The sequence below is a fragment of the Colwellia sp. MB3u-41 genome (assembly GCF_014076845.1).
In the GTDB taxonomy this organism is placed as follows: Bacteria; Pseudomonadota; Gammaproteobacteria; order Enterobacterales; family Alteromonadaceae; genus Colwellia_A.
In genome coordinates this window covers 175226-201154 of sequence record NZ_JACGUT010000077.1, presented here as the reverse complement: position 1 = coordinate 201154, position 25929 = coordinate 175226, and the positions used below count along the sequence as shown (strand labels likewise).

Sequence of the window (25929 nt, the reverse complement as noted above, 5' to 3'; positions counted from 1 at the left end):
TTTAAACATGCTAAGAAAACTTATAACTCAAATTATTATCAAGCCCATTAGTTTCACTAAAAAATTATGGCTAGACATTTTTATTTGGCGTTTATCTACAAAACACAATATAGATATACAAGGGCAGTTAAATTTAAATGGTATCCCAATGATTGATATTTGGGAAAAATGTCAGTTGATTATTGACGACGGTGTAGTGCTAAATTCCAGAAATAAGGGATATCATATTAATATGCACTCTCCTGTTAAATTACTTGCCGATAGTGCAGGTGCCGTAATTAAAATAGGTAGTAATACACGTATACACGGTACTTGTATTCACGCAAATCAATCAATTAAAATTGGAAAAAACTGCCTTATTGCTGCTAATTGCCATATTTTTGATAACAATGGCCATGACATTTCATTCCCATTAGTGGCTAATAGAGTTAATACAAAGGGAAAAAGTATCCCTGTAGAAATAAAAGACAATGTTTGGATAGGGGCTAACTCAATTATATTGCCAGGTGTAACTATTGGAGAAGGCTCTGTTATTTCAGCAAACAGCGTGGTTAACATAGATATACCTGCTATGGTAGTTGCGGGAGGAAACCCCGCAATCATCATAAAGAAGCAGAATAAAAATGAATAATATTATTACTTTATAAAGGGTTGATAAATTGATTATAAATAGAGACGTTAATAACTCAGATAAGTTATTTATAAATCACCTACGAGGACTCTTAATTTTAAGAGTTGTACTTGCTCATTTAGGTTTATCTTGGTTCTTTTTGCCTTACAGCAGTTATGTTAATGCTTTTTTTCCATCACTGTTCATGATTTCAGGAATTGTTACTTATTATAGTTTTCTAAGAGCTAAAAATAGTGTTCATTTTATAAGTAATCGATTAATACGGCTATACACCCCTTATTTGATCATTGTTTTATTGGCTTTTATTCTAATATTTCTTTTACACCCAACTTTAAATGTAAATATTTTCAATTTTTTTGATGTATTAACAATGAATATGTCTATAGAAAATGAGCCCTATCCAATTTCACAAGTATGGTTTTTGAGAACATTAGTATTTATTACCCTACTTACTCTCCCCATATTCATACTTTCAAGTAGATCTGCCCATTGGCTATTACTGCCTGTTTTAGTATCGATAATTTTATCAATAGGACACACTAACTCTAATATAGGTAGTATGTTTCTTATAAAATTTAAGGGTATCAACGAAATTAATCTATATCAGCCATTAGCCAGTATGGGTTATTACGCTTGGGGGGCTTGGTTATATGCAACCAATAAATTTAGTAATAATAAATTTCAGGCTATCATTATTGTTATATGTAGTATTAACATATTAATTATCTATTTAAATACAGATTTAGATATAAATTTAGCAAACCATGCTTATTACCAAGATATTTACTATATGACCGTAGCATTCCTGGCTATTAGCCTTTTATTGATTTTACGACCCATCCTTCAGTATGCTTTTTCGATTCAAGTTATTTCTAGATTCTTACTTTTTTCTAATTATCATGCTTTTACTATCTTTTTAGTACACACCTTTTTCATACAAATATCAGAAACCTACTTTGGATGGATTTCAATTGCAGACGATCCTAAAATAATAATATATAAAATTTCATTTGTAATACTTGCATCATGTTTAGTGTCAATTCCTCTCTCAAAGATATCAAAACAACTGACTAATAAGCTAATAAAACTAAATAATAAGCGTTTGTTGCTTTCTAAATAAAAGGTGTAGGCAACGACGTACGTACAACAAATATAACTAACGTGCAGGATAATAATACGCTATGCATATAGCTAACGGCACCTACCCCAATTAAGACATAATCGACTTAACTGGAGATACAAATGAAAACGGTAAAACTTATTCAAAAGAATTCAAACTAGATGCAATTGCACTCGTTAGGGATCAAAACTACGCAGTAGCAGAAGCAGCTAGAAATATAGAAGTCAGTGCTCAAGTGCTTGGTCGATGGATCAAAAAAGCTGAAAATGATGATGGTCATGCTTTTAGAGGAAACGGAAAGCTAACGCCAGAGCAAGATGAAATCCGTAAACTTAAAGCCCAAGTAAAGCGCCTAGAAATGGAGCGTGAGATATTAAAAAAAGCGACGGTCTTCTTTGCAAAAGAAACGAAGTGAAATATTCATTTATTGCCCAACATAAGAAGATCTGGCCTGTGATATTGATGTGTCAAGTACTGGGTATAAAAAGTAACAATTATTATAGTTATCAGAAAAGAAAGCCTCAAAGACGTATTCAAAAAGCGTTGAATGCACTCAGCTTCCCAGTTAGCCGCAGAAAAACTGCGAACACAACAACCCCGTTTACGCGAACGAACTTGAGCAGAACTTTGATGTTCGACAACCTGATCAACCGTGGGTGCAAGATATTACCTACATATGGACTTAATAAGTCTGGCTATATTTGGCGATAGTAATCGACCTGTACCCTCGTAAAGTTGTCGGTTGGAGCATGCGTACAAGGAGGAAAGCTCAACTTGTTTGTGATGCACTCACCATGGCTATGTGGCAACGAAAACCAAAGGCTAGATTGACAGTACATTCAGATCCAGCTGTCAATATGCGACTCATCAATATATACGAATACTCAGGTTACATGGTTTTGTGGGCAGTATGAGTAAGAAAGGTTGCTGCTGGGATAATGCGGTAGCAGAGAGCTTCTTTGGTAGTTTAAAACAAAAACGCGTGCATTGGCGTAACTATCGAACACGTTATGCAGCTCAACAAGATGTGCTTAACTACATCACGATGTGGTACAACAGCAAAAGAATGCACTCATATCTTGGTTTTCAAAACCCCAATGAATTTGAGTGTAAAGAAAGAGAATTGAAAAAGGTAGCTTAGCGAACTTAACTTATGTGGACTCCTCCGTGCCAACAACAAAAATAAATACTTGAAGAAATAAATGCGTACTTATTTACGAGGTCTAAATGAGAAGCTATCTCTGGCTCTTTTATATTTACGCGAACAGGCTGACAAATCTAGGGTACGAGCTTTATACTCTATGTTAAGGACTGTCTTGGCCTGCTGATTTTTATCTTCGTTTTGCATTTTTGTTGTTTGAACGCTTTTAAACTACATTTTTGATTCAATTATTTTTAAGCTGCCAATAATTCAGCTTTATACTCTGTACCTTGTGTTAGCATCGCGTAAGCTGTTCTTGCCGTTTTGTTAGCAAGTGCCACCACTGCACACTTTTTACTTCCTCGTTCTACAAGCCCTTTAAGCCAAACATCATTTCTAGTTTTGGCTTCTCGTATAACCGCTTGATTCACCGCAGCCATTGCACCACAAATTAACTGACTTCTTAGCATGCTATTTTTACAGTGCTTTCCTATTGAGCCTAATTTAACAAAACCACCCTAAGAATGTTGAATAGGCGTCAAACCAATACAGGCTGAAGTGTCTTTACCTTTCTGAATACGCCTATGTCGGAGCAACCTAGTGCGAGATATAGATTAATCGCATTCATGGTACCAACACCTTCAAGCTTGAGTAGCTTTTTACAATCAGCATAAGTAGTAACTAACTTTTCTAAACAATCATCATAGTGCTGAACCGCTTCAATCGATACTTTCAAAGACACTTTAGCTGTATCTATTGCAATACGGCATTCGGCTGACAATCCATTCGTTGCATCTTCTAACACTCTGTCTATCGCACTGGTAATACCGTCTTTTCGATTAGAAATACGAATATTCAATCCCAATAATAAAGACACTAATTGTTTCTGACAGGCACCTTGGTGTTTTACAGCAAGCTCTCTTAAGCGCTTAATGGTTTGTAATTGTTGCGGCTAAACCGTTTTACCACCAATAAAAATAACATCGGGTAATGATGCTGCCTGGACAATAGCCAATGCATCATTTTTATCCATTTTTTGATTTTTTCTAACCGTAGCAACTAATTTTGCTGAAATTAAACGCGTATCGTGACCTGCCAAAATCGCTTACTGCTGCCAGTAATTCGACTGGCCACACGCTTCAAATATTATCGTGACGGGTTTTGCATTAACTAGCCAACAAAGAAATTCGTTCGGTGTCATTTCAATATTTTACTGCACCTTTTTGTTTCTATAAATACAAACTTGAATAACTTCTTTTGCTAAATCAACGCCAACTTTGGTACGACACATATTAGGACTCTTTATAATATATTTGTGTAGTAACTTTTATATTACCTCACTCGTTAGGGGTGAGGGAGTCCAATTATCTAGGGTGTCTGAATTTAGTTGACCAGATCATAGTTTATCCTTTCAGATAATTATTACTCTCTAATAATAGCTGCGATTAGCATTTCAAATGTACCTTATTAGCACCTATCATAAAATAATCTACTAATGCCTAAAAGTGAAAGAGAACAATACTCTTAATATATCCTGCAAATTTTATATATATGTTAATTTAACGATGGGTGCTTTTTTAACTTGTTACATAATATTAACGTTGGTTTTTCTACAACTAAATGAAGTATATAAGCAGCAAAGATACTAACGGTAATACCCAGTAAAAATAACATTCCTGCAATTACTGGCGTCAAATTCCCATGAAATATTGATTTCCCTACAGATATAACCTTCCAACCAATATCTGGATGCAATAGGTATAATGTATAAGATATCTTACCAAGAAATTGGAAGGGTGCACTCGTAAGCGCTTTATTCAACATTTCATTACGCCAAAGGATATAAATAGTCGCACAAGATAATATTCCGGCTATAGAATAAGCTTTAATAAATACAGTACTTTGAAACATAATTTCTAAAGCAAGCCAAAATAAAAGAATATATCCAGCATTTGGTAACTTTCTTACAGCATTACTTACTAATACTCCCATCAGAAAGTAGTGCCATGATGATATAAATAGCCCCGAGATAGGAATTCTGATCAGATTGTAATCTGTCAATAATGAGCCCACTCCCAGAAATAATATAATAAAATGGTGAAGCTGAGTAGAGTTACTGAAATTAAATGTGGATATTTTTTGTGCTAACCAAAGACTTAAGATATAAAATAGATATAGCTGAACTTCTAAACATAAAGTCCAGTAAATTACAGATATTTGCGGACTGATGGCAAAAACATCCTGCAAGTAAAACATGTGAAATAAAATATTAGTAATAGAGGGGAAGTTAATAACTTCCCCTGTGTAATATTCCTTAAACAATAACAATAGTAATGCAATCAAGATAGATACCCAATATGTGGGATCTAATCGAATACTTCTTCTTAAAACAAAGCCGCCAAAATAGCCCTTCGTTATTGATTTTGAGCCAATACTTAGTGAAATAACGAAGCCACTAATCACAAAAAACACGGGCACACCTAAATAACCATACGAAATAACTAAATTAACAAAGTCAGGGAACAACTCAGCTAATTCTGCCTTTAAATTTCCCGAAAGATGAAACAGAACAACACTTATGGCTGCCAGTCCTCGTAAACCATCAATGGTTCCATATCTATTTTTTTCTAGTTTACTCATTTAATAAGGCTACATTTTAATTTTTTATCGAACGTGGTTTATTTACCGCGTTATGTTTAATTAATATCTAGATATTGTTATAAAATAGATATATGAGGATTGATATTTGTATAGTTAAACCCTTCTCAGTCTATTTATTTCTTCCCGTAATACATCCAAGGCTAAGACCCCGTACTGTCCTTGTAAGTCACTATTTAGTACTTTCAGATAATTTAAGTCTTTACCTAGTAATTTAGATATAGGTAAGATCGCCTGATTTAATTTTTCATTTAAAGTTGTAAACAATAATTCATTATGCCTCTCGATTGCTTTCGGGTTTCGGATAACAAACTTACCTTTACTATATTTTAGTGTTGAATAAGCAACTTTTGAATAATACTTACTCAATAAATTTTCTAATTTTCCTTTAAAACTATTATCTTGGTAGATCTGATCTTGGTTTCCCAAACTAAATTCTTTAGGAAACAGTTTAAGACACGCTTGCTTGAATAATTTTCTATTATTTCGATATTCAAATGGTAATGTATTAAAAAATAAAGCGTAATCCTTGTTAGCAAAAGGACGTATAACATTACCAAACTGTTCAATTGGGGTGAAGACATTTGCAATTAACGCAAATTGTCGGTCAACATTATGAACATACTCATCAAAATGACAGGGCAAATTTACTGAATTATTTTCAGTCATTATTTCCATAAGATCAGCGGTGACATTATCTTTTTCCGCTTCACACATTTGCTTCCAAACCCATGAGTTTTCCGTATGCTTTTTAATATATGTATTTATAGCTTCGTCGCTACTCATTGAAAAATTTAAGGCACTATTAGGCTGCGATGCTCCAGCATAAACATCACCAAGAAAGCCATGCATAATATGTTCACTGCCTATATTATGCTCACTCATACAGGCATACATATGACAATGTCGATGATTACTTAACCCCCCGGTTAATTTAGTCACCTCATCTCCCCAATGATCATAATATTCATCTTTTAATTCTAAATAATCTAAATTAACATCGAGTGACTTTGCTATTTTTCGAGCAATAAAGGGTTCTGTACTTTCCTTCGTGCCAAACGTAATACTGTGAAAATCAATATCATTTTTCTTCATTAGGCATGCTAATAATCGAGAGTCAAAACCGCCACTAAGTGGTAATAATATATTTTTAGCTTGTGTTTTCTCTGGTAAAACTAGCTGCTCATAAATATCGGCCGCTTGTTGTATTAACGTGTCTTCGTTACCACTAATTTCTTCCCCTTTATTGAAGGGTAAAATGAAACACTGCTCTTCTTTAGTTTCACAGGTTTGAGCATTAATAATTAATTTTTTCCCGGAGATAATTTTTTTGATATTTTCAAAAAAAGTCCGTGATCTCAATATGGCATTAAATAAAAGAGACTCATATATTGCCGTATGATCAAAAGCTAATAATTTAAGGTCTTCTGCAGGTAAACTTTCTAATAAAGCTTTATAAGAAGAAGAAATAATAATGAGATGAGGACGAATAAAATAAAACATTGGATACTCGCCAAACCAAGACGCATTAATTATAACTTCAGTTGTTTGGGTATCTACCAATACAAACTGACGTTCATTATGCTCAATACTCCCTTCCTTGATATGATAATTATGGTTATTATCCGGTACGAGCATAAATTTATTTTTGTATTTCAGCGCTTTTCCATTAAAACTAAATTCATTATTTCTATATTCTAAAATCATGCTGTTCCCTTCCAAATAGCTTTATATAATACTGTAAGACCTATGGTCTATTTTATAAATTTAGACTTGAACCAAGTAGAAATTTCTAACCGTTCATTAGCAGAAAAAATAATAATGGAGGTTAATAATAATGTACAAAGTACCATTACTGATAAATAAGCAAGTTGTCCCCAACTCGCTACACTATCAATCTTCAAACTCCATAGATATGAAATTAACAGTGCACAAATAACAAATACTAAGCTACGAGCTAAAAAGTATCTAAATTTAAATTTCAATAATTTTCTGACAATATAGGGAAGATATAGCGCCCGTAAAATACCTACAAGCAATGAAAATGAGATTGCGGCACCTATAACCCCATATTCTGGGATTAAATACAAAGCAAGCCCTCCAGCGAATGCTGTATCTACAAGCGATAAATATGATGCATATTTATGCTGTTTAATTGTCAATAAAATACTGAAGAATGGCACGGTCATAAATATCAATAAGCGGCCAACAGCCAAAACAAGTAAACATTGGTAGGCTAACGAATGGTTAATTTCATCTTTAATCCACAACGAGAGAAATGCATCACCTAATAGTGTAAAGCCTGACACAAATAAAACCAGTACGATAAAGTTTAGTTTTAAAAAAAATAATAACGAACTCTCTAATTTATCCAGCTTATTTTCTGCATAATATTTTCCAAAAATAGGCACCGTAAAGCCTAGTGCTTGCGTTGAAAATTGAACAGCATATTCTGTTAACCTAATCGCAACATAGTACGTTGTAACTGCACCACCAGAAATAAATGCCGCGATTAACCATAGATCCATTTTTTCTTTTATCAAATTTGTAATATCGGTGATAAAGGTCCATTTACTGAAGTGAAATATTTCTTTTAAATCCTTTGAAGAAACATATTTTTTATGAAGCTTGAGTGTGGGCAATAAATTAAAACAAAAATAAATATAAAAACTGGTTGTTGCTAAATTAGAAACTAAAGATATTATCGCCAAAGAAATAATGCCGTAGCCTTCTGAAATAAATATATATATTGCTATAGCGTTTAATATTGAAGTAATAATTCTAACCAAGGCTAGCGTATCAAAACGCATATAAGCGTGAATAATCCCTGGGAATGCTTTTGATGGAAACTCTAAGCTAATCGACAAGCCAACAATCAAAATAATAGCTTGTGTTGTTCTTAGATTATCGGCATCGTTAATTAGATCAGGAGCAATAAAGATGGCACCACATATGGTCAATATAAAAAGTATAATGCCCAAGACACTATATATGACTATTGCTGTATTTATTATTTGATTTGCCCGTTCATACTCTTCGCGGTAAACATAACGAGATACGTACCTTGTTACCGCATGATTTAAACCTAAATCCATTAAGTAATACGATGAAACGATACTCCCCACTAACACCCACAAAGCATAATCGGCACTGCCTAAATGGCTAATTAAAAAAGGTAACATCCAGAAACCGATACCAATACCAATTACTGTTTGAATGACCCGAAAGGTTGATCCTTTTAGCATTGCTGATGCTATGTTTTTTTGTGGTTTATTCATTAATCATCTTATCGTTGCTTAAATTTGCTGTTATTGGAAGTAAAAGAACATTGCCTATGAGGAAAGTTTCTCTGAGTTCGTAATATACCGTTACTTGATATAACGCTTTATGATTAAAATGGATCTTTTAATCATTTGAAATATTTTTAAATAACCTGTTAATGGAATTCTAAAACTTACAAATACATTCTTTTCACCTTTAAATTTTTCTTTATAAAAACTATTTTTTCCATTTCCGGCAAGTAAATCGTAATATAGTGTTTCTTCATTTTGGTGTGCTTGCTCTATTGCAAAACCTAACATTAACGTTCCCATCGATAATTTATTGCTTTTTGGTATAAAAAAACCCAGCTGAATATTATAACGCCTACCTTCAACTGAAATATCATAGCTAATAGCTACAGGCTCATTTTCGTTGTACAAAATTAAACAGTCCAACTGCCCTTTAGTAAGAAAGTCAGTTACAACCCGGTAATGAAATTCAATACTGTGCTCTGAAAAACACGGATGCCCCCAGCGTTCTTTATGCATAATGTTAAGTTGATTAAAAAAAGGTAGAATTTCATCTTCATTTTCTATTTTTTTTATTCGGTTATTGCCTAATAACTTACGGCGATTGAACATTTTTAAACGGGTATTCTTTCCTAACGCAATTAGATATTGGTCAAAGCCTTCTTGACAATTAATCTGTATTCCTGGCTCTGTGCTCATTAATTCGTTAGAAAAATTATGTGCTAAATATTTTGCTGTTTCATTATGACTGTCAATATCTGTCAAAACGATTTCATCAACGCCCTGCTCTTGCATATAACTAAAAATTTTAGACAGGTAAGTCTCGTATTGACCAGGAGGGAGAATGAAATTTAAATACTCGGAACGAATGGAATCATCACTATGAGAATAATTGCCTATAAATTCACACCTATTAATAGTCTTCCTAAAGTAATGTGAACATTTATAGGTATAGCAAGGTGCAAGGCCAACTAAGTCTTCATCGTTATATATACCTAATAAAAACAAATTCAAATTCAAACGTGGTTGCCATATACTCCACCATGTTGATTGCCATATCCAACTTAAAAACAAAGGGTCGGCATATGAACTATTTAGACACTTTCGCCAAGTTTGTTCCATAGATTGAAATTCCTCTATGGAAAACTGAACAATATGGATATCTTTCAAAAAACGCCCTCAATTTTTATATCAACGAATAGCTAAATAAACATAATTTACAACAAGTTAACTAATAAAAACTCTAACTTGTTGCTTTTTCTTTTTCTTTTTCTTTTTCTTTTTGTAAAGCAGAAATAATTAGTTTATAACTTGCAATAGACAAGCCTAATATGAGCCACCAATGTGGCTCATATAAATCCATACCAAATAAGCCAAATATCATTCTTAAAACAAGATAAGCAAACATCGCTTTTGCTAAGCCATTCACAAAAATGAACTCGTCATTTATAATTAATAAACTTTGTTTAATATTCCACTTATTAATGAATAAAAGCCTTTTAATAAACAGCATAAATACGATAAAACCAATGGGACCAATATTCGTTAACACCTCAAGATAAAGCATGTGAATGTTCTGTTTACGATTAAACATTTCCATTCTAACAACAGAGAATGTATTGACACCAATTCCCATGGGATACTCTAAATAAATTTCCAATGCATCCTCCATGATTATTTTTCGTGTACCGCTAGAGTTTCCCTGCGCTTCTTTTCCTGAGTATATTGACTCAAAGCGGTCATAGTATTGCTCAGGCACGATAGGAGCTAATGCCACAAGAAGAATACTAGACAAAAAAAACACTTTGAATTTGCCTTCTTTCATTTTAAAAAAAAAGTAAATGGCTGCAAGTAAAACCGCAACATAACCAGAACGAGACCCAGTAAAAATAATAATGATGATTGAAAGCACTAGCAATACGGCAAAAAAGTACTTCAACAGTTTTATTTTCGAAGCCTGAAATAGATAAATGGCAAATGGTAAACAACCGACGCCAAATGCACTAAATGAGTTTGGATGTTGGACAAAGTCACCTGCACCACGCAACCTCATGATACCTTGATTTTCGACCATTAGACTCCCTGTTATCCAACCATGTCCACCTTCAAGGCAGATTTTAAACCACGCTAACATGATAAAAAGAACAATAACTTTTAAATCCCTTATATTGCTAACTGACATTACAATAAAAAATGAAATCAAAGAAAATTTAAATACTTTCCTGTCAAACATTTCTAAGGAAATATCTCTGGAAACCGAAAAGATGGAGTAAAAAAACAAAATAAAAATCAGCAATAAAGCTGTATTTTTCAAACTATTACTTTGTGTATAATCTAGTTTACTTTGTACTGTTTTACTATTAGATAATAATTTAAAGCCACACAAAATAGTTAATATTAAACCAAAAACAAAATGAAAACGCACTGCTTCAAAAGCAGGCCATCGTAGAGAAGCCTCCATATAGAAAAAGAATAAATAGAGTCCCGTTAAATAGCTTAAATAACTTGCCTTCTCATTAGGTTCTACAATCTGTTTCCTGTTACGTTTATTATTAATTTTTGTCATGGAACATTCTTCTTTTTATTATTTAATGACTATTTTATACGCGAGAATGTTTTATAGTTTTCTTAAAGCATACAGCAGAAAAAAGAGAAAGACTTCTCGCTAAAAAGTACAAATAGAAAGTTAACGAATTCACTAAAAAATAAGAAAATTTAACTTTATAGAATTTAATAAATGAAGAGAATACACAAAGCGATAATATAGCTAAAAATGGTATTAGCTGAAATATGGTTGGTTGAGCCCGCATGATTAAGGCACTTATAAAAATCAGGTGCAATATTATAAAAATTAACGTCAACATTGCCACTTTTGATGAAAAAATTGATTGTAAGGAATTCCAATCACCTCTCCCATGCCATATCTCTCGACTAAAAAAGCTTGATAACGTTTCAGGGGAGCCATGATGGGTTATTACTAATTCAGGGAACGCTATTATTTTCCCTCCAGCCTTTTTAGCATTCAAGCATAAGGTGAATTCTTCAGAGGTTTCCATTTCTCCGGGAAAGCCATCAATAGTATCGAAAAACTGACGAGCAATAATTAAATGGCACGAGCCGATATGGGTTGGTGCCTTTTCCAAGGTTTTAGGTTCAAACCATGATTTCATCAACAACGAAGAATCTTCAGGCACCTTAGGATGAGAACCACAAATGTTTTTAGGGTTACTATCTAGCAACTCAAAGACTTTTTCAATATTTTCAGACCACTGCGAGGTTAGCGTTATATCAGCATCTATAAACAGTAATAACCGACCTTTTGCATGTGTAACACCTAAATTACGCAGTGCCGCAATTGTTGCTTCAGCTTTCCCATCAATGACCTTAGCCCCAGCTTCTGTTGCTAACGATGCTGTATTATCAGTTGAACCATGATCTACCACAATAACTTCAAACTGATAACAACTTGGCATCCATTTTACAATGGACTTTACGGTATCAGAAATGAACATTGTTTCATTATATGCTGGGATGACTACTGAAATATCCATACTTAGACCTTCACTTCAAAAAATTCAATATTTTTTATTGTTATACGCAATTTATTTATAATCATTTTTAATTTTCTCAACTAATCTTAGACCTAACTCTGCAATTGTTAAGCCGGTGTTAGCGTAAGAGTGCTCTTGAATAACAGAACCATCGCAAACAAAAGCATTATCACAACCTCTTATTTTAAGGTCATTATCTAAGATAAAACCTTCATCATTACCCAATGAAACAGTTCCTGAATGGTGTGCTCCTGACCATAACCAATCAGCTGTAATAGAATGCTGAATTTTAACGTCTTGAGACACTTTTGATAAGTCACCATCTATTTGATGAAGTAAATCTTGATAAACGACTAACTCTTCTTTTGATATTTGCCAATCAATTTTCAATTTATCATCTATAATATCAACTCGATTATCAGACGTTTTTTGTTCAAAATAGACCAAAATATTGAAGGTATTGGTAGGCAACGTTATTCTAAATATGTGCGTGAATATTTCAGATAAAATATCTGGATGAAAAAGTTTTAGTGAAAAAGCATTTTTTAGCCGTTCAACACCGCTACTAGCACCAAGTTCTGATTTAAATTTATATATAGATAGTTTATTTGTCATTGTAAGTGCCGGTCTGAAAAAGGCGAAACAACTATATTTACCGCACTTACTTTTGTATCTTGCAGCAGTACAACTTTCATAGTTCCCTTTATCTTCGAGGGAAAATTTATGCATGATTTTGCTGTGTACTTTATTAAATTTAACTTTTCCCACAAAACCCACAGGGTGATCAATTAACCCTTTACCCACGTTATTAGTTGATAAATTTAACGATTTTAAAATATTTTTTACAAGATTTGGTGAACCAAACGTTCCAGCAGCAATAATTACAATGTCCGGCTTCACTGAATGACATACAGAATCGTATTCAAAACTTACACTCTCTATTTTTTTATCCACAGTTTGAAAGCTTATATTAGCAACATCATAAAATGAGGTTATTTCATTATTTAATGTTAATTTAGTAAATTTTTTAGGATATAAGAGACAATCAACACCATTTTTAAATATTCCCATACTGTCAGAGAGTAAGTTCATTTCAGATACATTTTTATTATATTCGTTCAAATAATCGGGTTTAGGAAAGAATAACTTTGCCGCTGCTTTATCAGCATATTGATTTGCCTGTGATAAAATACCTTTAAAATTATTTGACAATATGTCTTTAGGATTTATGGGGATTAATCCGTTATGCCAAAGGTTAGTGCCGCCGCCGCCACCGAAGCAAAATGTTTTAACGTTTGCCAGTTTTTTCTTAATAAAATCGATTTTCGGAAATTTAACTTTGTCACAGGCACCCAACTCCAATGTAGTTACATCAGCAAACGTCACCAATTCATTTGCGACAATTGAACCTGCAAGACCTGTCCCTATAATGAGCACTTTCTGTTTCATTTGTAAAAACCCTTAAAAATCTATATCTTAGCAAGTTTTACGGGTAAACCATAAAAAAGATAAACAACAAAAAAGACAGTTACCAAAGCTAAAATCTGCATCGTTGAAACAGTAAGGCCTCCAAAAGACACAAGATTATTTTCCAACACTACAAATGCTATTAGTAGTGTTAACGAAATTAAATTTACAACTCTCCAAGATACTTTATATAAAATCAACATTTTAGTACAACCTACACATGGCGTCATGAGTCGCTTTGCGAACCAATTCGTTAACTTAAGCATATTATTAAGTACTAATTTTTTTTTACACGCAGGGCATTTCATATTAAGACCTTAAATTTAACTAAAGATAAACTTCTTCGTACCACAATTGGAACATAATTAATGAGAATATAATTTTATTATGATCATCAATCCCTTGTTCTTGTTGTTTCACCAAATCACCAATAACGGCTGGATCAAATATTTTTTGCTTACTAAGGTTACTTTCACTTAATAAGTTATTCTTTAATACTTTCAACTCATTATTTAACATTGTACTTAACGGACTTTCAAAACCTTGTTTTTTCGCTTTAAAGAGTTTATTTGGCAAATAAGCTCTCGCAATATTTCTTAACATGGCTTTTTTAACCCAAAATGAATATTTAACTTTCCCGGGTAAGCTATAAATTGCACTAAAAAGCTTTATATCCATTAATGGTACCCTTAGCTCAAGCGAATGCCACATGCTTAAACGGTCAGAAAGAGTTAATATTTGCTCTGGCACATAATTTTTCAAATCGGTATAAGCCGCTTTGTCAATAACGTGAGTAGCATTACAAGCTTCAAAACTGGCTATTATGGGCTTACCTGACTTACCCATATCAATTTTATTCTTTACATTAGTAAGATAAAGCTTGGCTCTAGCTTGTTCGGAAATTGCGGTAACATAAGATAAATACCTTTGACTTAAGGGTAATTCACTGGCTTGGATAAAACGCTTTGCGTGCTCAATTTTTCTTGAAAATCGACCTTTCGTTGGTACTTTATTAACAATAAGACCTGTAAGCTTGCGTAGTGGTTTTGGCAATTTATCAAACAATGTACTTATATAAAGACCGGCATATCTAACATAACCTCCAAATAACTCGTCTCCACCTAACCCTGACAACGCAACTTTGTAACGTTTGCTTACTTCCTGACAAATAGTGTAGGTAGGGATAATTGAATCATCCGCGAAAGGCTCATCAAATGCATTAGCGGCATCTCTTAATAGCGGCTCTAATTCTTTAATCGGTGTTATTGTGTTAAATTCGATACCATATTTTTCTGCAACACTTTTCGCAAGAGGTGATTCATCGTATAAATTTCCTTTATTATTAAATCGTATTGTATAACTACTTTTAAATTTTTTGTCACGTGATGCAATAGCTGTAACAAGAGAACTGTCAATGCCGCCAGATAAAAATGATGCTATATCAACATCTGCTTCCAAATGGGCTTCGATAGACTCAATTATTTCTTGTTCAATATTATCGCTTTTAGTTGTTGTGCTATCTTTTGTTATTTCGTTAGGATCCCAGAATTGAATGATTTCTGTTTTCTTTCCCGACCCAAATTTAATATAATGCGCAGGCTTAAGTTTTTTTACGTTTTGGTAAATCGTTTCAGGAGCTGGAATATAGTTAAATGCTAAAAACATATCCATCGCTTGATAATTTATTTCTTTCTTAACTATCCCTGGGTTTACCAAAGCCTTAAGTTCTGAGCTAAAGGCAATATTCTCGTTTTCAAGTGTGTAATATAAAGGTTTAATACCAAAATGGTCGCGGGCAATAATACCTTCCTGCTTATTTTTATTCCAAATACAAAAGGCAAACATACCCCTTATATGACTAAACATTTTTTCACCGTACTCTTCATACAGGTGCACAAGTACTTCTGTATCTGAATGTGTTTTAAATGAATGCCCAAGCGTTTCCAGTTGTTCTCTTAATGCTTTATGGTTATATATCTCCCCATTGAATACAATAACAACACTTCCATCTTCATTAAAAATGGGTTGGGTGCCCCCCGACAAATCAATGATACTTAAGCGACGCATGCCAATTGAAATAACATTATCTTGATAGAAACCCGATTCATCAGGTCCACGTCGAATAATAGCGTCCGCCATATCTTCAACTTTATCTCTTAACTCACTTGAGTTAGGTGCAAATACACCTACTATCCCACACATTTAAATACTTTCTCCTGCACAATAAAAACTGTTAACTAACTTTATTAATTGATGTCATTGCTTTTTGGTAAAATCCTTCATGCTTTTTAACACAAGTATCCCAGCCATAATTATTTTCCGCTAATCCCCTAGCGTTCAATGCTATCTTTTGATAAGTCTCTGGATTCTCAATTAAATATTCAATCTTTTTCGCTATCATTTTATGGTCGTTCACGCGAACTAAACAACCCGTTCCATTATCTATAATTAGCTCTGGAGTCCCACCTACATCAGTAGCAACGCATACCACTCCTTTCAACATATATTCTAAAATGGCATTACTTAACCCTTCAGAATCAGATGAAATAACACCTATTTGCATATCTGTTAAGTAGTCATCAACATTTGCAATTCGGCCAAGAAACTTTACTGTTGAACTAACGCCTAACTCCATTGCTAGCGCTTCTAATTCTGGGCGCAAATGTCCATCACCAATAATATGCCACACTACATTGGGGTACTTACCAACTAACTCTGCTGCGGCTTTAATAAATAAGTCAGTTCGCTTAACTTTCCGTGTCATATTGCCCACAATACAAATATTAACTATAGGGCCCGTATGTTGAATAAATGGAAATTGACTAAGCTCTATCCCATTTGGTAAAACCTGAATTTTTTCAGGGGGCAAACTAAATTGCTCGCAGAAGACATTTCCAACAGCTTTCGCATTGGCAATATAGTTTGTCATCAATGGATAAACTTTCTTCAAAATCTTTTCAATTTTTCCATCAGTCCAAAACCCCATATCCCTGAAGCAAGAAATTCTTACAGGTACTCTAGCGAGCCACGCAGCCATGCCTAGTAATAACGTAGTGTCTTGAAAATACATCTGAACAATATCAATTTTTTCTTTTCTTAACCAACCAACAAGTTTAAAGAATTTGATTATTCCGGAGACTGAAAATAGCTTAGGGATATCTAACTGAATATGTTTGCATTCGCTAGGGATTAGGCTCGTTTCCGTTTCTCTGATCGTTAGCAAATAAGGTGTGAATTTTGATTTATCTAACCGCTCAATTAACCCTACTAATTGTAGTTCGGTACCACCTCTAACTATGCTGTCTATCCCATACAACACTTTATGAGTACTCTCTGAAAATTTCATCAGAACTTCATCCCTTTCAAAATCACAAATATTTAAAAAAACATTAATTTAACAAATTAAATGCAAAGTCAGCCACACTCTCTGTAGCAGCTATACGTTGTACTTTAAATACATTGACCGTTTCATTCTTATCTGTATATGCTGTAAGGCCGTACTTATAATTAACTTTTTCTGCAACGTTTACGGTTTTATCTGATACATCTAAATGCATACCATTTGGATAACAAATACCTTCTACGTTAATGTCTAACATATTTTCTATTTTTGCTTTAGATTCATAAAGTTCACGGTATAATTGTTCATCATCAATTTTTGTTAAAATTGCATGAGATAAGGTATGACTACCGATGTCTAACCCCTCATTGGACATTTCTTTTAATTGCGACCATGACAACGCAGAAAAGCCTTTATCTGGTTCTTTTTCGATAGATACATCGAGTGAAACTGAAAGGCTTTGCAGAAAGTCATCACGTTCAACTTTTTTATGGTTTAAACAAAGGTCAGCAATTACATTCCAATTTTCAGAGTAATTATCAATAGTTAATACCAACTCACCAATATTTGGAATTGTAATTTTATTTATTTTCGTAGAAAGTAATAACGTTCTAATTTTGTCTGGCCAAAGCCATTCTTTTCTATCTATAAAGTCAGTGGTCACATACAGAGATACAGGGATTTTATATTTTTTTAAAAGTGGCCACGCTTTATGATAAAAATCGTAATAACCATCATCAAATGTAATTGCTATTTTGTAAGGATCTTCAGTATTATTTTTTCTATCCAATAAAATCTCTTTAATTGGTACAATATTATAATATTCAGTCAAAAATTTAAGATGCTTTTCAAAGCCATAAGGTGATATGCCTGGTATCATTTTATTATCACTGATACGGTGGTACATTAACGTTTGAGCACTTGACTTTGAATTAATAAAATATTTCCAAAATTTTCCTTTGACTAAAACTTTGAAGATAATTCTTTTAATAAAACACTTAACGCTCCCTATGCTAATAATCATTTGAGTTAAGGTCTTCTCAGCAATAAACGTACTAACGATTTCCATCCCGACAAATCAAAAACAGATAATGAAATCCCTTTTACTATATCCTTTAAAGGAGCAATAAATGTTTTCTCTGCTCGAGCGAATGTTAAACCTCTATTGATATACATGTCTGCCCAAGCGGTATTAATACTTTTTTGTGAGACATGTTCACCATGATTACTTACAAAGTTTTGTAGAATACGAAATGCAAAATCATATCGCCCACGATAGTTATTTGACATTTGTCCTGACCACTCTCGATAGATATATGTTTTATCAGGGCAATACATGAATTCCCAATTTAACGAATACCTTAGCCATAAGTCCCAATCAATCCCCATCTTGAATTGTTCATCAAATCCTCCATCTTGAATAACACAAGCTTTTCGGATAATAGAAGTACCAAAAGGGACAAAGTTTTTCGTTAATAACTGTTCGGTTACCTTACCTGTGTACCTTTCATAGGGCGCAGCTTTATCATAAGGGTTACCATCTTCATCTATATACGAAACTTCACTATAAACAACACCAACTTTATCATCTGAAAAAAAAGGCATTTGTAATTCAAGTTTATTGTCTGTCCAAAAGTCATCAGCATCACAGAAACCAATAAAATCTCCTTTTGCTTCTTTAACTCCTCTATTTTTTGCTTTTGTTTGACCTCTATTTTCGGTCTTAATATAACTAACTTTATTATTATTCGTATAGGCTGACATAACTTCTTCACTATTGTCAGTTGAGCCATCATCAATAACGATAACCTCAATATTTTCCCATGTTTGTTTTAATAACGAATCTAATGCCGTACCTAAATATTGCCCCATATTATATGAAGCTATTACAATACTTATTAAGGGAGAACTCATAAATTAGACCTCACAAATCGAAAAGCGATACTTGCCTGAAGCTTCTTGAGGCATTTTATCGACATCGATAATTTCCAGCTGTATATCTTCCCCAAATACTTCTACCATCTCTTCCCTAAGCTCTTGATCTGTAGTTTGATTAAAGTCTTTACCTTTAACACGGTTAACAATAATTTTATTTAACTGTTTTTGTACAAGTTGCATTTGTTCTAGACCTGAAATCTTAGTTAAGGTTCGTTCAACTAACGAAACGCCTCCTACTAAACTGCCATTTTTCTTTTTAAGAAAATCAGCAACTCTCCCTTCCAGTTTTTTCAATAATGGAAAGTTTCTTCCGCAACTACATGGCTCATCACTTAAGACGCCGACATCTTCAATACGATATCGAATCAAAGGCATCGCGAAGTTATTGAGATCTGTTACTACAAGCTTTCCCGACTCACCAAAAGGTACTGGCTTATCATTTTCATCAACACATTCCAAAATAATATGAGGCGAGTTTATATGCATTCCTTGATGCATTTCACATTCACATGCGATTAAACCGACTTCTTCACAGCCATAACGATTAGTAACCTTGGTTACTAAGGCTTCTTCGATGGCTATTCTTTCATGATCAAGCAGCATCATTGAAGTAGCTACTATACCTTTAGGTGGTGTGATTTTTATATTATTTTCATTCAAGAATTTTGCAAATATATAAATAGAATGAGCATGACCAAAAAGAATATCTGGAGTAAAGCTTTTCCACACATCAACAAATTCCTGCATACTCTCAGGATTCAGATCCATAGTATCTAAATACTTTGTCCGTTCGAGTAAAGTTGAACGTAACTTTTCTTTAATGGTTACAGGTACAGGTGGGTTACCCCATAATGAGCCTATTTTGTCGCCAGGAAGCCAACTAGCTAAGTTATCTGCATATCCCTGAGCTGCATTTCTCATTTTTTGGCAATGTTCGTCGAAATAGAGATCTAATGCTACGCCTGTTGAACCACCAGTTTTAGCAATACATAGTTGCTCAGCACTCTCATTGATTGAAATAAACTCTTTACCATTATATTTTATGTCTAATTTTGTAGTAATTGGAAGTTTTTGTAGATCTTCAATAGATTTGATGTCATCGGCAGTTATATTTAATTCAGTCATTCTTTTGCTATACCAAGGACTATTTTTTTCAGCATGAGAAATTAACTTTTTTAACCTTGCTTCTTGATATATTTTCAATTCACTTAAGCTTTGATACTGTAGCGCCTTTAGGTTCTTCATTTCTCCTACTCGCACGCCCCCTTCCTTGGCATCCCACAACTTATAAACCATTGAATTAAATATATTTCTCATTACTCCACACTCCATTATCCTGAACTACTGATGTTAAATATAAAAGATACTTTCTATAAATTTTGATAAACAGTTTTATACTGATTGGCCATTTTACTCGCTGAATACATACTTTTAAATCTGTCATTTAATTGTTTCATTTTATCATTTCCACTTTCATGATAAAACTGTTCAAAAGCGATGATTTTTGAATAAATATTACCTAAGTCTTTTTCTTTATCGAGCAATGGGTAACAGTTACCAATAACATGGGGGATTTCACCCACATTGGTTGCTAATACCGGTAAGTACTCTCTTAAAGCCTCCAACAGTGTTATTGGTAATCCTTCCGTTAGTGAAGGCATAACTAACAGGTCGTAATTATCAAAATAACGACTCGGATTATCGATAAACTGTAAGAAATTCACTTGTGTCTCTAATCCTGACTTTGAAACAAGCCCTTTAAGGTATATTTCTTCAGGACCTGTACCCATGATGTCTAATTCAAATTCACGATCTTGGATCTTAGCTATTTGAATAGCTTTAATTAGATATTCAAAGCCTTTTTCTTTTGCCAATCGACCTATTGCCACTAACTTTATTTTCTTATCTTTAAATCGTTTATCACTTTGTATTGAGAGAGGTTCTGTAGTTATACCATTTTGTACAACATAACTTTTTTTCAATTTATTAAATAGCTTTTGGGTTTCTTGCGAGACAAATATTACTGCTTGCATTCTACTTAAACAAAATTTATCTAATATTTGATATAGCCACATTGCTGAAAATTGTTCTGCGACTACATAACCATGCACGGTTGAAACTATAGGTATGCTACAAAGCATTCTGGGTAATAATGCGAAGAGAACATTAAATTTATATCCATGTGAATGAATGACATTAATCTGTTCTTTTTTTGCTAATTTAGCAATTTCCCATGAGCCTTTAATATTAAGACCTGCTTTCATACGCCAAGTAATAAGCGGTAAGCCTCGTTTTATTGCTTCATGCTCTAATGCTTTAGTGCCTTCATTAATTTCCCCACAAGAAAGGATGGTTGGCTCTAAACCTTGTTTAATTTGCTCAGAAACTAATGTAAGTAACATTTGTTCTGCGCCGTATAAGCCACCACTATCAATCAGATGTAATATTTTCATAACTTCCAGGTACTTAATTAATAATAATTACAGGTCTAATAACACTATTTAGGGAAAAACTTATGTCTCAGTTTTCGAACAATAGATTGCATATACCAAGCCCAAAAAAGTCTCCCTGGCTTTTTAGCAATAGATCTTACCCTCCAGATAATTGGTATTACTTTTCGAGCAATCGCATTTTCAATTTTTTCAAAACCGCTCAATTCAGGAAAAATCCCCATGAGCCAATCATTCACTTTTAGATCAAGAACAAGGTGAACTCTTGATTCATTACCATTATTATTCACATAATGTTTTTTAGAAAAATTCAAATAAATTAATCTACCTTCTGCAAGATGGTAATTTGTATTATTTACAGTAAAGATCACATGTTCATTAGTGATTATTGGGATATGCAATCTCACTTGATTAAAAGCTAAATCAGAAACTTCTTCATAAGCATCTCTATGTTCTTTTATTTCGGTACCAGGAAGTAGGTTCATAATCCTTATTCTGCCGTATGGGCATTTAAAGGCAGATAAAAGTTCTTTAAAATAAGGGAGCTTACCTAAATACTCTGTTTCTTTATATTCACCCCATTTACCTACTTTTTGGGAATGCTCATTAGTTGCGCTTCCATCACGCGATACTAGAGGTATGGTTGTCCAACCATCCGCCAAGCCTTCATCATAGTGAGAAAGCCAGTTTTTATCTTTTAATAACTCTAATTCTTCACGCATTTTTTTCAAATCGAATTTGATCGGAAAACGGTCTGTTAAATCCATATATTCAAACATAATGAGCACTCTAATTATTAATATAATATTTGTTTAAAGTTAAATACATCAATAAAGGTAAACAACATTATTTACCCATATAAACAAAGATGTTTAAAATTTCATTGTTTTAATTAACCTTGTCTAGGCTTCCATATAACAATTTTTTCACCCTTTAAAAAACGAAGACTCGCAATAGCAGCAGCAAAATTAATCAAACAAAAGTAATGCGCTAAACCGACCCATTTATTATTGTCAGCATTATTATTGCCATAAAGTGCTAATAAATAAAAGGCTATCTGTGTTAGCAACGCTAAGTTATAAAAAGCACCTTGACCTAGCAATGCTACATTTGAAATAAAAGCCAAAACGAGTGGAACAAAGGCTAAATAGCGAAGCACTTTATGGCTAAAGAGCTGCAATGAAAACACGCCATAACTGAAAGGGTTTAATAAATGTTTCATATCACTTAAAGCCCAAAGTGCACGTAAAGACACCCGAACTCGCATCCTAAATTCAGATCCCTGATCAGCAAGAGAGTCTTCAGTTAGAATTGCCTTGTCTTGATAAACCACACGCTTGTGTTGTTCTACAATTTTAAGCGGTTGTACGAAATCAGGTAACTGATCAGCACGCAATTCTGAATATAAAGAAGTTCGAATAGCATCTACGCCACCATCAACACCAACAATAGAACCAATAGCACTTTCTAGTAAACGCATATTATTCTCATACTTCATATAAGCACTACAACCGTCACCAACCATAGAGCCATCTTCATTCACATAAACCATTTTACCGGTTACATAGCCAACGCTAGGGTCTGTGAAAGTATTTACAAGTGCTTTCATGGCATCTTTTTCAAAAATGCTGTTAGCGTCTGAAAAAATAATAATTTCAGATGATATTTCTTGAAAGGCTAAATTCAGTCCAGAAGTTTTTCCTTTCCTCGGTATTTGTCTAATTAACTTAACATTACTATGATCTTTAAAAAAAGCTTCGACAATTTTATCAGTTTCATCTTCAGACTCATCTGATACCACAATAATTGAGACTTTGTCTTTAGGATAATTTTGATCTAACTTATTCTGAATAGTGGCAGCAATAACGTTTTCTTCGTTGAATGCCGGAATGATGACTGTAACACTAGGTAATTCTTCAAACTCGCCTTCGACAATTTTGTTTTTAGGCAGAATGTTAAGTAATAAAGGGTAGCCCATATAAACATAAATTAATAAAATTAAGCACATCCAAAAAACAAATTCCATCGATTTACCTTCCTTTCCCAAATAAAACAATTTCAACGGTTCTAATTAAAATTAGCAAATCTAACATAAAACTACGATGTTTAATGTAATACAAATCGTATTTTAACTTCTCTAATGAGTCTTCTTCTGTTGAACCATAAGGGTACTTTAATTGTGCCCAGCCTGTTAATCCTGGCTTAACATTATGACGTTCATTATAATAAGGTAAGTTTTTAATAAGCTGCTGAACAAATTCAGGGCGTTCCGGACGAGGTCCTACAAAGCCCATATCTCCACGTATTACGTTTAAAATTTGTGGTAATTCATCAACACGGTATTTACGAATAAATTTACCAATACTCGTGGTCCGATCATCATTTTGAGAGGCCATTTGAGCACCATTTTTCTCCGCATCGATTCGCATACTTCTAAATTTATAAATATTAAAAGCCTGTCCATCTAAGCCAACGCGCTCTTGCAGATAAAAAATAGGGGCTTTCATGCCTTCGTCTAATTTAATAAGAATGGCAGTTATTAGCATAACTGGCCAAGTAACTAGGGTTAAAGCAACAGCAATAGCAGCGTTAAAAACCCAATCTAAGGTATTGCGTAAATGGTTGCCTGAAGCAAAACCGTTTGAATATATCACCCAACTTGGATAAATAAGGTTTACGGCAATTTGACCTGTTTCACGCTCGATAAAATCGAGAATTTCGGTAATGGCTACGCCACGTATTTTACAGGCAAAAAGTTCATCAATCGGTAAATTATCTCGACGTTCATCACTCGCCACAACAATTTCGTCGATACCATGCTCTAGTGCATAATTAACCAGAGAACCTTCTAATGCAATGCGGTTTTCGTTAACTATGCCTGTTTCGGTGTCACCGGGCATAATAACAAAGCCGTGCATGTAAAACCCTTGCCTGTCGACATCTCGACGCATACGTTTTTCAATAATAGATGCTCGGTCACCTGCGCCAAGTACTAATACAACACGCTTACTAAAACCAAAAAAGTCGACTTTAAGCGTTATATAACGAAACGCACTATCAATAATGAGACTAAACAATGCAGCAAGCGCAAGTAATTCAATCTTTAAAGCATGTTGACCATATAATGGATTAATTAACGTGGCAATGAAAAAGCCAATCGCCACTGAAACCAGCAAGCGCCTGACAATACCGCGATAATTTTCACGAAGTTTAGAGTTGTATAAACCCAAGGCTAATAAAGATAACTGCACAATAAGTGCAAAAACAACGGCACAAACCATCAGTAGATCATGAGGAATATCTTGATGTTCAACAAACAAAAACAAGCTATTTAAATAGACGGTTAATAATAATGAACCTGCAAAAAAAATCATCTCGATAATAACTAAAGATTTACTACCAGAGGATAAATCTCGAAATTTTGGGCTAGACATATTTATTAATTATTCCCTTTTATGATTAGCAACACTACCACTTGCTCGATTATGATTTTCAATGCGAAGCGCTTAAAATCACATTAAACTTAAGCGACTGAGATAATAACAAGAATTGCAACTGATTTACACTTATTAAATGTTGTGCAAGAGCTGTAAAAATCACATACAATCATATAGCTTAGTACTAATTTAATAAATTCGACGTATGACGTATATAGAAGGTTATAACCATGGAAAAAAATATGTTCGCTAAACTAAAAACGGCCACGCTATTAATTTTGGCTTATGTTATTTCAGGTTGTAGTGCATTAACATTGCCGCCGGCAACCATACATCAATCAAATACCGTTGATGTTGCTTCTTACAAATACTTAATTGGTGCCGGAGATGTTGTTAATATATTCGTATGGCGTAATCCTGAGGTTTCAGGCACATTTGTCGTACGCCCCGATGGTATGATTACCACGTCTTTAGTTGAAGACATTTCTGTATCTGGCAAAACGCCCACAGAGCTTGCCCGCACCATTGAAGAAATTTTGGCCACTTATTTAAGAGAGCCCGTTGTTACCGTAACCGTTAATAATTTTGTTGGTCCGTTTAGTGAGCAGATACGGGTTATTGGTGAAGCCGCTGAACCTAAATCAATTAATTATACTCAGCAAATGACGTTACTCGACGTAATGATTCAGGTCGGTGGCTTAACTGAATTTGCTGATGGTAATGATGCTATTTTAGTAAGAGTTGAAAATGGTGAACAAAAACAATATGAAATATATATTGAAGACTTAATTAAGAATGGTGAGATAGCTGCTAACGTGGACGTTTTGCCAGGTGATATAATTGTTATCCCTGAAACTTGGTTTTAGTTTTAGTTGAATAAGAAAATAATGCCTATTTTATTAATTC

At 33.7% G+C, this 25929-nt stretch carries 19 protein-coding genes and 2 pseudogenes; 4 read left to right on the top strand and 17 right to left on the bottom strand.

Annotation, left to right across the window (positions count from 1 at the left end):
* Positions 1-7: 7 nt before the first annotated feature.
* From H4J73_RS10080 to H4J73_RS10070, 3 genes and pseudogenes are all read left to right on the top strand, one after another.
* Positions 8-631, top strand: coding sequence for an acyltransferase (locus tag H4J73_RS10080; RefSeq protein WP_182180682.1), 624 nt, complete (start codon positions 8-10; stop codon positions 629-631).
* 28 nt (positions 632-659) lie between these two features.
* Positions 660-1751: an acyltransferase family protein gene (locus tag H4J73_RS10075; RefSeq protein WP_182223473.1), complete on the top strand. Its 1092-nt coding sequence runs from the start codon at positions 660-662 to the stop codon at positions 1749-1751.
* 100 nt (positions 1752-1851) lie between these two features.
* Positions 1852-2892: pseudogene (locus H4J73_RS10070) on the top strand (IS3 family transposase).
* 254 nt (positions 2893-3146) lie between these two features.
* Here the strand turns inward: H4J73_RS10070 and H4J73_RS10065 are convergent.
* The 17 genes and pseudogenes from H4J73_RS10065 to H4J73_RS09985 form a co-directional block, all read right to left on the bottom strand.
* Positions 3147-4183: pseudogene (locus H4J73_RS10065) on the bottom strand (IS110 family transposase).
* Positions 4184-4446: 263 nt separating this feature from the next.
* Positions 4447-5532, bottom strand: a complete 1086-nt coding sequence (locus H4J73_RS10060; RefSeq protein ID WP_182223472.1) for an acyltransferase — start codon at positions 5530-5532, stop codon at positions 4447-4449.
* Positions 5533-5646: 114 nt separating this feature from the next.
* Entirely contained in the window at positions 5647-7257 is a 1611-nt protein-coding gene (locus H4J73_RS10055) for a hypothetical protein (protein ID WP_182180686.1), read from the bottom strand.
* 47 nt (positions 7258-7304) lie between these two features.
* Positions 7305-8828 carry an oligosaccharide flippase family protein gene (locus H4J73_RS10050; RefSeq protein ID WP_182223471.1) on the bottom strand — a complete coding sequence of 508 codons (1524 nt, stop codon included), beginning with the start codon at positions 8826-8828 and terminating at the stop codon, positions 7305-7307.
* Positions 8829-8918: 90 nt separating this feature from the next.
* Positions 8919-9962 (bottom strand): GNAT family N-acetyltransferase, encoded by a 1044-nt coding sequence (locus H4J73_RS10045; protein WP_182207795.1) that lies wholly within the window; start codon positions 9960-9962, stop codon positions 8919-8921.
* Between the two features lie 121 nt (positions 9963-10083).
* Positions 10084-11406, bottom strand: coding sequence for an O-antigen ligase (locus H4J73_RS10040; RefSeq protein WP_182180692.1), 1323 nt, complete (start codon positions 11404-11406; stop codon positions 10084-10086).
* 34 nt (positions 11407-11440) lie between these two features.
* Positions 11441-12391 carry a glycosyltransferase family 2 protein gene (locus tag H4J73_RS10035; protein ID WP_182223470.1) on the bottom strand — a complete coding sequence of 317 codons (951 nt, stop codon included), beginning with the start codon at positions 12389-12391 and terminating at the stop codon, positions 11441-11443.
* 51 nt (positions 12392-12442) lie between these two features.
* Complete coding sequence (locus tag H4J73_RS10030; protein ID WP_182223469.1) at positions 12443-13840, bottom strand: GMC oxidoreductase; 1398 nt, start codon at positions 13838-13840, stop codon at positions 12443-12445.
* 345 nt (positions 13841-14185) lie between these two features.
* Entirely contained in the window at positions 14186-16060 is a 1875-nt protein-coding gene (asnB, locus tag H4J73_RS10025; protein WP_182180699.1) for an asparagine synthase (glutamine-hydrolyzing), read from the bottom strand.
* A gap of 31 nt (positions 16061-16091) precedes the next feature.
* Positions 16092-17204 carry a glycosyltransferase gene (locus H4J73_RS10020; protein ID WP_182180701.1) on the bottom strand — a complete coding sequence of 371 codons (1113 nt, stop codon included), beginning with the start codon at positions 17202-17204 and terminating at the stop codon, positions 16092-16094.
* A gap of 43 nt (positions 17205-17247) precedes the next feature.
* Positions 17248-18267, bottom strand: coding sequence for a polysaccharide deacetylase family protein (locus tag H4J73_RS10015; RefSeq protein ID WP_182180703.1), 1020 nt, complete (start codon positions 18265-18267; stop codon positions 17248-17250).
* Entirely contained in the window at positions 18228-19112 is an 885-nt protein-coding gene (locus H4J73_RS10010) for a glycosyltransferase (RefSeq protein WP_182180705.1), read from the bottom strand. Before H4J73_RS10010 ends, H4J73_RS10015 begins: the two co-directional genes overlap by 40 nt.
* A gap of 3 nt (positions 19113-19115) precedes the next feature.
* Positions 19116-20453, bottom strand: coding sequence for a phenylacetate--CoA ligase family protein (locus H4J73_RS10005; protein ID WP_182180707.1), 1338 nt, complete (start codon positions 20451-20453; stop codon positions 19116-19118).
* Between the two features lie 53 nt (positions 20454-20506).
* Positions 20507-21589, bottom strand: coding sequence for a glycosyltransferase (locus H4J73_RS10000; protein WP_182180709.1), 1083 nt, complete (start codon positions 21587-21589; stop codon positions 20507-20509).
* Positions 21590-21633: 44 nt separating this feature from the next.
* Complete coding sequence (locus H4J73_RS09995) at positions 21634-22365, bottom strand: aspartyl/asparaginyl beta-hydroxylase domain-containing protein (RefSeq protein ID WP_182180710.1); 732 nt, start codon at positions 22363-22365, stop codon at positions 21634-21636.
* A 113-nt stretch (positions 22366-22478) separates the two neighbouring features.
* Positions 22479-23612 carry a glycosyltransferase family 2 protein gene (locus H4J73_RS09990; protein WP_182180711.1) on the bottom strand — a complete coding sequence of 378 codons (1134 nt, stop codon included), beginning with the start codon at positions 23610-23612 and terminating at the stop codon, positions 22479-22481.
* Between the two features lie 4 nt (positions 23613-23616).
* Positions 23617-25020 (bottom strand): TIGR03013 family XrtA/PEP-CTERM system glycosyltransferase, encoded by a 1404-nt coding sequence (locus H4J73_RS09985; RefSeq protein WP_182180712.1) that lies wholly within the window; start codon positions 25018-25020, stop codon positions 23617-23619.
* A gap of 233 nt (positions 25021-25253) precedes the next feature.
* On the opposite strand from H4J73_RS09985, the gene H4J73_RS09980 reads away from it, so the two are divergent.
* Positions 25254-25889, top strand: a complete 636-nt coding sequence (locus tag H4J73_RS09980) for an XrtA/PEP-CTERM system exopolysaccharide export protein (RefSeq protein WP_182180713.1) — start codon at positions 25254-25256, stop codon at positions 25887-25889.
* Positions 25890-25929 lie beyond the last annotated feature (40 nt).

What these genes read in the sequence shown, in the direction of transcription:
- H4J73_RS10080 (WP_182180682.1), top strand. Translation starts at nt 8, where the DNA reads ATGCTAAGAAAACTTATAACTCAAATTATTATCAAGCCCATTAGTTTC.
- H4J73_RS10060 (WP_182223472.1), bottom strand. Translation starts at nt 5,532, where the DNA reads ATGAGTAAACTAGAAAAAAATAGATATGGAACCATTGATGGTTTACGA.
- H4J73_RS10055 (WP_182180686.1), bottom strand. Translation starts at nt 7,257, where the DNA reads ATGATTTTAGAATATAGAAATAATGAATTTAGTTTTAATGGAAAAGCG.
- H4J73_RS10050 (WP_182223471.1), bottom strand. Translation starts at nt 8,828, where the DNA reads ATGAATAAACCACAAAAAAACATAGCATCAGCAATGCTAAAAGGATCA.
- H4J73_RS10045 (WP_182207795.1), bottom strand. Translation starts at nt 9,962, where the DNA reads ATGGAACAAACTTGGCGAAAGTGTCTAAATAGTTCATATGCCGACCCT.
- H4J73_RS10040 (WP_182180692.1), bottom strand. Translation starts at nt 11,406, where the DNA reads ATGACAAAAATTAATAATAAACGTAACAGGAAACAGATTGTAGAACCT.
- H4J73_RS10035 (WP_182223470.1), bottom strand. Translation starts at nt 12,391, where the DNA reads ATGGATATTTCAGTAGTCATCCCAGCATATAATGAAACAATGTTCATT.
- H4J73_RS10030 (WP_182223469.1), bottom strand. Translation starts at nt 13,840, where the DNA reads ATGAAACAGAAAGTGCTCATTATAGGGACAGGTCTTGCAGGTTCAATT.
- asnB (WP_182180699.1), bottom strand. Translation starts at nt 16,060, where the DNA reads ATGTGTGGGATAGTAGGTGTATTTGCACCTAACTCAAGTGAGTTAAGA.
- H4J73_RS10020 (WP_182180701.1), bottom strand. Translation starts at nt 17,204, where the DNA reads ATGAAATTTTCAGAGAGTACTCATAAAGTGTTGTATGGGATAGACAGC.
- H4J73_RS10015 (WP_182180703.1), bottom strand. Translation starts at nt 18,267, where the DNA reads ATGGAAATCGTTAGTACGTTTATTGCTGAGAAGACCTTAACTCAAATG.
- H4J73_RS10010 (WP_182180705.1), bottom strand. Translation starts at nt 19,112, where the DNA reads ATGAGTTCTCCCTTAATAAGTATTGTAATAGCTTCATATAATATGGGG.
- H4J73_RS10005 (WP_182180707.1), bottom strand. Translation starts at nt 20,453, where the DNA reads ATGAGAAATATATTTAATTCAATGGTTTATAAGTTGTGGGATGCCAAG.
- H4J73_RS10000 (WP_182180709.1), bottom strand. Translation starts at nt 21,589, where the DNA reads ATGAAAATATTACATCTGATTGATAGTGGTGGCTTATACGGCGCAGAA.
- H4J73_RS09995 (WP_182180710.1), bottom strand. Translation starts at nt 22,365, where the DNA reads ATGTTTGAATATATGGATTTAACAGACCGTTTTCCGATCAAATTCGAT.
- H4J73_RS09990 (WP_182180711.1), bottom strand. Translation starts at nt 23,612, where the DNA reads ATGGAATTTGTTTTTTGGATGTGCTTAATTTTATTAATTTATGTTTAT.
- H4J73_RS09985 (WP_182180712.1), bottom strand. Translation starts at nt 25,020, where the DNA reads ATGTCTAGCCCAAAATTTCGAGATTTATCCTCTGGTAGTAAATCTTTA.
- H4J73_RS09980 (WP_182180713.1), top strand. Translation starts at nt 25,254, where the DNA reads ATGGAAAAAAATATGTTCGCTAAACTAAAAACGGCCACGCTATTAATT.